Origin of the sequence: Streptomyces sp. adm13(2018) (assembly GCF_008042145.1) — a bacterium.
In the GTDB taxonomy this organism is placed as follows: Bacteria; Actinomycetota; Actinomycetes; order Streptomycetales; family Streptomycetaceae; genus Streptomyces.
Genome location: NZ_RDBH01000141.1, coordinates 291,597 through 299,095 on the forward strand (window position 1 = coordinate 291,597; position 7,499 = coordinate 299,095).

Sequence of the window (7,499 nt, forward strand, 5' to 3'; positions counted from 1 at the left end):
AGGCTCTGTTCACCGTTTGTTGCTTCTCAGTTGGGCCGGAAAGCGGAATGCCCTTCTAGCGTCCTCGGCGTGCCAGCAAGTACCAGTGAAGCGGTGCGGACAGCCGTACTCGCCGACTCCGACACCCGGTGGAAATGGGGCGCCCTCACGGCGCGCCGCATCTCCCCGGCGAGCGCCGAACCCGCCGGATTCGTCCTGCGCGGACGGGCCACCCCCACCGCGCGCCAGCTCGCCGAGACGGGGGTGTCCACCACCGCCCCGCGCGAGGTGACGGGGGCGGAGTTCCTGCGCGCGGTCCGGGACGCGGAGGCGCGCGGCGAGGGCTACGACGTCGTCGTCCTCGCGCTGGTCGGCGGCACCGTGCGGGCGGTCCTCCAGGGCCTCGCCGACCTGGGTCTCGCACGGCGTCCCGTGGTCGTCACCGGCTACGTCGGGGTGGTCTACGAGAAGCTGACCGACGGCCTGCTGTTGCGGCACGGCGCCGACGTGGTCCTCGCCAACTCCCGGCACGACGCGGAACGTTTCCGCGCGGTGTACGAGGGGGTGGGCGCCGGGGCCGACCCGGTCGTCGAGGCGGCTCTGCCCTTCCTGGGCGGCGCCCCGCACACCCCCGAGGCCGGCCGGGACACCCTGGTGTTCGCCGCCCAGCCGTCCGTGCCCGCGACCCGGGCCGAACGCGCCTACGTCCTGCGGCGCCTGATCGAGCACGCCCGGCTCCACCCGGGCCGCGAGGTGCTCCTCAAGCTCCGCTCCAAGCCGGGCGAGCACACCACGCACCTGGAGGAGTACCCGTTCCAGAAGCTGGTCCGCGAGCTGGACCCGCCGGCCAACTTCTCCCTGGTGTACGGGCACATGGGCGAGGTCCTCGACCGCACCGACCTGCTCGTGACCGTCTCCTCGACGGCCGCCCTGGAAGCCCTGCACCGGCGCATCCCGACGGCGATCCTCACCGACCTCGGGGTCCGCGAGGTGCTCGGCAACCACCACTTCGTCGGCTCCGGCCTGCTGGCCTCCTTCGACCGGCTCGACCAGGGGCTCGTGCCGACGCCCGACGAGGACTGGCTCGCCCGGCAGGGCGTGGCGGCCGGGGGCTCGTACGAGGCGGCCTTCGACGCGGCCCGGGACCGGGTCGCCGCCCTCCTCGCGCTGCCCGCGCTCCCCCCGATCACCCCCTACTACACGACGGAGACGGCCCCCGGCTACCTGCCCGGGATCCTCGCCCGCCACCGCCTGGACACCACCGCCCCGGAGCCCCGCGAGAGCGGGCTGCGGCGGGTCGTCCGGGAGGCCGCGCGGGGCGCCTACCGCCACGGCGTGCAGCGCGTCGCCCCCGTCATCCGCCGTCTGGGAGAACTCTGATGACCACCACCGTGCTCGCCGTGATCCCCGCGAGGGGCGGTTCCAAGGGCGTGCCCGCCAAGAACCTCGCCCCGGTGGCCGGAGTGCCCCTGGTCGCCCGCGCCGTCCGGGCCTGCCTGGGCGCCCGCGCCGTCACCCACGTCGTGGTCTCCACCGACGACGCCGGCATCGCGGCCGCCGCCCGCACCGCGGGCGCCGAGGCCGTGCGGCGCCCGGCCGAGATCGCCGGCGACACCGCCACCAGCGAGGCCGCGGTCCTGCACGCCATGGACGCCTTCGAGGCCACCCACGGCCGCTCCGTCGACGTGGTCCTCCTCGTCCAGTGCACCAGCCCGTTCCTCGGCTCCGCGGAGGTCGCCGAGACCGTCGAGCGCATCACCTCCGGGGCGGCCGACACGGCCTTCACCGCCGCCCCGTCGCACGGCTTCCTCTGGCGCGAGACGGTCGAGGACGGCGCCACCGGCGTCAACCACGACAAGGCGCACCGCCCCCGCCGCCAGGACCGGGAGCCCGAGTACCTGGAGACCGGCGCCGTCTACGCGATGGACGCGGCCGGCTTCCGTACCCACCGGCACCGCTTCTTCGGCCGCACGGCGCTCGTCGTCACCGACCCCGCCCGGGTCCTGGAGATCGACGACCCGCACGACCTGGCCCGCGCCCGCGTCCTGGCCCCGCTCCTCGACACCCCCGCCACCCCCGGCTTCGCGGACATCGACGCCGTCGTCCTCGACTTCGACGGCACGCAGACCGACGACCGGGTCCACCTGGACGCGGAGGGACGGGAGTTCGTCTCCGCGCACCGCGGCGACGGCCTGGGCATCGCCGCCCTGCGCCGCGCCGGACTGCCCGTCCTCATCCTCTCCACCGAGCAGAACGCCGTCGTCGCCGCCCGCGCCCGCAAGCTCAAGATCCCCGTCCTGCACGGCATCGACCGCAAGGACCGGGCCCTCAAGGAGTGGTGCGAGACCGAGGGCATCGACCCGCAGCGCGTGCTCTACGCCGGAAACGACGTCAACGACCTTCCCTGCTTCCACCTCGTCGGCTGGCCCGTCGCGGTGAGCAGCGCGCACGACTCCGTACGGGCCGCGGCCCGCGCGGTCACCGTCACCCCGGGCGGCTCGGGGGCGATCCGTGAGATCGCCGCCTGGCTCCTCGGACCCGAGCTCGACACCCCCCGACCGTAAGGAACAGCACCATGAACACCCGTATCCGCACCCTCGGCGACAAGACCGCCGGCCCGGGCCAGTCGGTCTACATCACCGGCGAGATCGGCATCAACCACAACGGCGACCTCGACAACGCGTTCGCGCTGATCGACGTGGCCGCCGAGGCCGGCTGCGACGCCGTCAAGTTCCAGAAGCGCACCCCCGAGATCTGCACCCCGCGCGACCAGTGGGACATCGAGCGCGACACCCCCTGGGGCCGGATGACGTACATCGACTACCGCCACCGCGTGGAGTTCGACGAGACGCAGTACCGCGCCATCGACGAGCACTGCAAGAAGCGCGGCATCGACTGGTTCGCGTCCCCGTGGGACACCGAGGCCGTCGCCTTCCTGGAGAAGTTCGACGTCCCGGCCCACAAGGTGGCCTCGGCCTCCCTCACCGACGACGAGCTGCTGCGCGCGCTGCGCGAGACCGGCCGCACCGTCATCCTCTCCACCGGCATGTCGACGCCGGAGCAGATCCGCCACGCCGTCGAGGTCCTCGGCAGCGCGAACATCCTGCTCTGCCACGCCACCTCCACGTACCCGGCCAAGGCCGAGGAGCTCAACCTGCGCGTCATCCAGACGCTCCAGGACGAGTACCCGAACGTCCCGATCGGCTACTCCGGCCACGAGACCGGCCTCCAGACCACGCTGGCCGCCGTCGCCCTCGGCGCCACCTTCGTGGAGCGCCACATCACCCTCGACCGCGCCATGTGGGGCTCCGACCAGGCCGCCTCCGTCGAGCCGCAGGGCCTGCAGCGCCTGGTCCGCGACATCCGCACCATCGAGACCGCCCTCGGCGACGGCGTCAAGAAGGTCTACGAGTCGGAGCTCGGTCCGATGAAGAAGCTCCGCCGGGTCCAGGGGCTCGTCGCCGCATGACCGGGCAGCTGGCGTTCGTCGAGAGCCCGGTCCAGCTCCTCAACGTCCTGGAGTGGGCGCACACCCGGGGCCGCGCCGCGGGCGCGCCCGCCGGGGCGTCCGCCGGCCCGCACGGCCCGGCGGACGCCCCGGCGTCCGGTCCCGCCACCGCGTCCGGCCCCGCCGACGCCGCGGCGGACGGCCGGGCGCCCCGCTCGACGGACGCCGCCCCGGGTGCGGCACCGCCCGGACCCGCCCTCACGGTCGTCGTCCTCTCGCCGACCGACCCCATGTCGCGGGGCCAGCTGCGCCGGATGGCCCAGCTGGCCCGCGACGAGGGCCTCACCGTCCACTGGCAGGAGGCCCGGGGCGGCCGGGGCGCGCTCGTCCGCACGCTGCGCGAGCTCGCCCGGCCGCTGCGCTCGGCGGAGCGGGTGATCATCGGGGACCCGTTCTCCCGGTACGTCCAGCTCCTCCTCACCCTCTTCGGCCCCCGGCACCTCACGGTGGTCGACGACGGCACCGCCACCATGGAGTACGCCGCCCAGGTCGGCCGCGGTGAGCGGCTGGTGCGCTGGCACCGCAGGAGCCGTGCCCTGGACCCGCGCGAGCTGGCGCTCGCCCCGGTGTCCCTGCTGGCGCGGAAGCGCCTGGCCCCGACGCCCGGCCGCACGGTCGAGATCTTCACCTCGCTGCCGGTCGAGGCCCCCGAGGGCATCACGGTCACCGAGAACACCTACGCGTGGACCCGGGCGCGGTTCGGCCCGCCGCTGCTCACCGGAGGCGCGGACCTGGTGGGGACCTCGCTGGTGGAGACGGGCGTGGTCGACGCCGCGCACTACGACCGGGTGGTGGCGGAGCTGGCCCGGACCCACGGGGCCACCCGCTACTTCGCGCACCGCCGGGAGAGCGCCGAGAAGCTGCACCGGATCGCGGTGGAGACGGGCCTCCAGGTGGTCCGCCCGGAGCTGCCCCTGGAGCTGATCGCCCGCCGCGGACCCATCGGCCGTACGGTCGTCAGCTTCCCGTCCACCGTGGTGCACACCCTGCCGCTGGCCCTGGCCGGCACCGGGGTGAAGGTGGCGGTCTGCGAGATCGCGCCCGAGTGGCTGCGGGCGACCGCCTCACCGCGGGCGCAGGGTTTCCTGTCCGGGGTGACGGGCACCGCGGCCCACGAGGTGGACCGGCTGACCTCGCGGTCCGTGAACCCGACCGATCGGCTCGAATTCGGCTGAGCGTACCCATACAGAACGGGCTTCAAGCCTGCCGAACCGAAAAACTTTCCCCTAACGGGCTGAACTTTTCGTGATCAACGGGCAGTTGGCCTCTCCGGAGGCCTACCCTTCAAAGGGTGAACCAGTTGAAGTCCCGTGAGCCAGGCTCCGTCACCCTGCCCGGAACGCTGTCCGAACCCCTGCGCGTCGAACTGATCGCCTTCCGCAGGGACTTGCACATGCACCCGGAGCTGGGGAACCAGGAGTTCCGTACGACCGCCGCGCTCAAGGCCCGCCTGGAGGTGGCCGGCCTCGCGCCGAAGGTCCTGCCAGGCCGCACCGGACTCATCTGTGACATCGGCACCCCGGACCCGGAGCGGCCGATGCTCGCGATCCGCGCGGACCTCGACGCGCTCCCCATCCCGGACGTCAAGACCGTCCCGTACCACTCCACCGTGGCCAACCGCGCCCACGCCTGCGGACACGACGTCCACACCACCACCGTCCTCGGCGCCGGACTCGTCCTGGCCGACCTGGACCGGCAGGGGCTGCTCCCGGCCCCGGTGCGACTGCTCTTCCAGCCCGCCGAGGAGGTCCTCCCGGGCGGCGCTGCCGACGCGATCGAGGCGGGGGTCCTGGACGGGGTCGGCCGGATCATCGCCGTCCACTGCGACCCCAGGGTGGACGCCGGGAAGATCGGACTCCGCACCGGGCCCATCACCTCGGCCTGCGACCGGCTGGAGATCACCCTGGACGGGCCCGGCGGCCACACCGCCCGTCCGCACCTCACCACCGACCTCGTCACGGCCGCCGCCCGGGTCGCCGTGGACGTCCCCGCCGTCCTGGCCCGACGGATCGACGCCCGCTCGGGACTCTCGGTCACCTGGGGCCGTATCGAGTCCGGTCACGCCTGCAACGTCATCCCGCAGCACGCCGAGCTCTCCGGCACCGTCCGCTGCCTGGACCTGCCGACCTGGCGGGAGGCGCCCGACCTGGTGCACGCGGCCATCGACGAGGTCGCGACCCTGCACCGGGCCAAGTCGACCGTCACCTACGTCCGAGGCGTCCCGCCGGTGGTGAACGACGCGGCCGTCACCGAGCTGCTCCAGGCCGCGATGACCGCCCGCCGCGGACCGTTCTCGATCGAGGGCACCGAGCAGAGCCTCGGCGGCGAGGACTTCTCCTGGTACCTGGAGCACGTCCCCGGCGCCATGGCCCGCCTCGGGGTCCGCACCCCGGGCGACACCCGGGTGCGCGATCTCCACGCCGGCGACTTCGACGTGGACGAGAGCTGCATCGAGGCCGCGGTGGAGCTCTTCACCGCCGCGGCGCTGCTGGACGCGGCGCCAAAGCACTGATTCAGCGCTTATTTCAGGCCAAATGAGGCCGCGATTCCGGCCGGGCGGAGCTTCATCCGTCCGGCCGACCGGCGTCGCCCCTTCGGTCCAACGACCCGGCGTGGCGCCCCGGGACTCCGTCCGCGGCGCCGGGACCCGGAGATATAACCGGCGGTACCGGGCCGAACGCCCCCGGTCGCCTCGGCTGGCCGGTTCGCGACGATCCGATAACGACTCATGAACGGGTCTTTAACTGACATCTACGCGCGTTACGATCGCCGCGAAACCAGCGCCGGAAGAGGCGCTTTCGGTCAGTCTTGAAGGGACCCTCCTCTTGCGCCGGATCACCAGGATCACGACCGTGGGCATCGCCTCCGCGGCGCTCGCCCTCTCCGCCACCGCGTGTGGCAAGTCTTCGACGGACTCCGGCTCCAGCCCGAGCTCCAGCGCGAAGGCCACGAAGGCCGCCATCGCCTACGACATCGGCGGCCGTGGCGACCAGTCCTTCAACGACGCCGCCTACGCGGGCCTCAAGAAGGCCGAGGACGAGCTCGGCGTCAAGGGCGCCGAGGCCGAGCCCTCCGAGGGCGAGGGCGACGCCGACAAGGTGCAGCGCCTCACCGCGCTCGCCCGCGCCGGGAACAACCCGGTCATCGGTGTCGGCTTCGCCTACGCCCCGGCCATCGAGAAGGTCGCCAAGGCCTACCCGAAGACCACCTTCGGCCTCATCGACGACACGTCGAAGACCGGCCCGAACATCGCCAACCTCGTCTTCAACGAGGAGCAGGGCTCCTACCTGGCCGGCGTCGCCGCCGCCAAGGCGTCCAAGTCCGGCACGGTCGGCTTCATCGGCGGTGTCGAGGTTCCGCTGATCAAGAAGTTCGAGGCGGGCTTCGCGCAGGGCGTCAAGGACACCAACCCCAAGGCGAAGGTGCTCGTCCAGTACCTCACCCAGCCGCCGAACTTCGACGGCTTCTCGAAGCCCGACCTCGGCAAGGCCGCCGCGGAGGGCCAGCTCGACAAGGGCGCCGACGTGATCTACGCCGCCGCCGGTCTGGCCGGCTCGGGTGCGATCGAGGCCGCCTCCGCCGCCGGCAAGTGGGCGATCGGTGTCGACTCCGACCAGTACAACCAGCCGGGTCTGGCCTCCTACAAGGACGCCATCCTGACCTCGGTCACCAAGGACGTCTCCGACTCCGTCTTCAACGTGATCAAGTCGGTCCAGGACGGCAAGCCGCAGTCCGGTGAGGTCCGCTACGGTCTCGCCACGGACGGTGTCGCGCTCGCCGACTCCAACCCGAAGTTCAAGGAGATGAAGGACCTCATCGCCGCGGTGGACAAGGCGAAGAAGGAGATCATCGACGGCAAGATCACGGTCAAGACCGCTCCGTAAGGACGCACTGGTCAACGACCCAAGGCCCGGCAGCGGTGGCACCCCATCGTTGCCGGGCCCCATTCCCGTACGGGTTTTCACTTTTCGGCAGCGCTACGCGTGTAGATGTCTCCCTGGCACGATAACTT

The 7,499-nt window shown here is 72.5% G+C and carries 6 protein-coding genes; all 6 read left to right on the forward strand.

Annotated features, from left to right (window positions below; all coding sequences use genetic code 11):
- Nucleotides 1-69 precede the first annotated feature (69 nt).
- Entirely contained in the window at nt 70-1,359 is a 1,290-nt protein-coding gene (locus EAO70_RS29380) for a DUF6716 putative glycosyltransferase (protein WP_148005875.1), read from the forward strand.
- Nucleotides 1,359-2,543 carry an acylneuraminate cytidylyltransferase gene (locus EAO70_RS29385; RefSeq protein WP_148005876.1) on the forward strand — a complete coding sequence of 395 codons (1,185 nt, stop codon included), beginning with the start codon at nt 1,359-1,361 and terminating at the stop codon, nt 2,541-2,543. Before EAO70_RS29380 ends, EAO70_RS29385 begins: the two co-directional genes overlap by 1 nt.
- Before the next feature lie 11 nt (nt 2,544-2,554).
- Nucleotides 2,555-3,448, forward strand: a complete 894-nt coding sequence (locus tag EAO70_RS29390; protein ID WP_148005877.1) for an N-acetylneuraminate synthase family protein — start codon at nt 2,555-2,557, stop codon at nt 3,446-3,448.
- A complete protein-coding gene (locus tag EAO70_RS29395) occupies nt 3,445-4,662 on the forward strand; it encodes a hypothetical protein (protein ID WP_148005878.1) in 1,218 nt (405 codons plus the stop codon). Before EAO70_RS29390 ends, EAO70_RS29395 begins: the two co-directional genes overlap by 4 nt.
- A 116-nt stretch (nt 4,663-4,778) precedes the next feature.
- Complete coding sequence (locus EAO70_RS29400; protein ID WP_148005879.1) at nt 4,779-5,999, forward strand: amidohydrolase; 1,221 nt, start codon at nt 4,779-4,781, stop codon at nt 5,997-5,999.
- Between the two features lie 313 nt (nt 6,000-6,312).
- Nucleotides 6,313-7,371, forward strand: coding sequence for a BMP family protein (locus EAO70_RS29405; protein WP_148005880.1), 1,059 nt, complete (start codon nt 6,313-6,315; stop codon nt 7,369-7,371).
- Nucleotides 7,372-7,499: the final 128 nt, after the last annotated feature.

Excerpts from the sequence above, each read along its gene's own strand:
- EAO70_RS29385 (WP_148005876.1), top strand. The coding sequence starts at position 1,359 with ATGACCACCACCGTGCTCGCCGTGATCCCCGCGAGGGGCGGTTCCAAG.
- EAO70_RS29390 (WP_148005877.1), top strand. The coding sequence starts at position 2,555 with ATGAACACCCGTATCCGCACCCTCGGCGACAAGACCGCCGGCCCGGGC.
- EAO70_RS29395 (WP_148005878.1), top strand. The coding sequence starts at position 3,445 with ATGACCGGGCAGCTGGCGTTCGTCGAGAGCCCGGTCCAGCTCCTCAAC.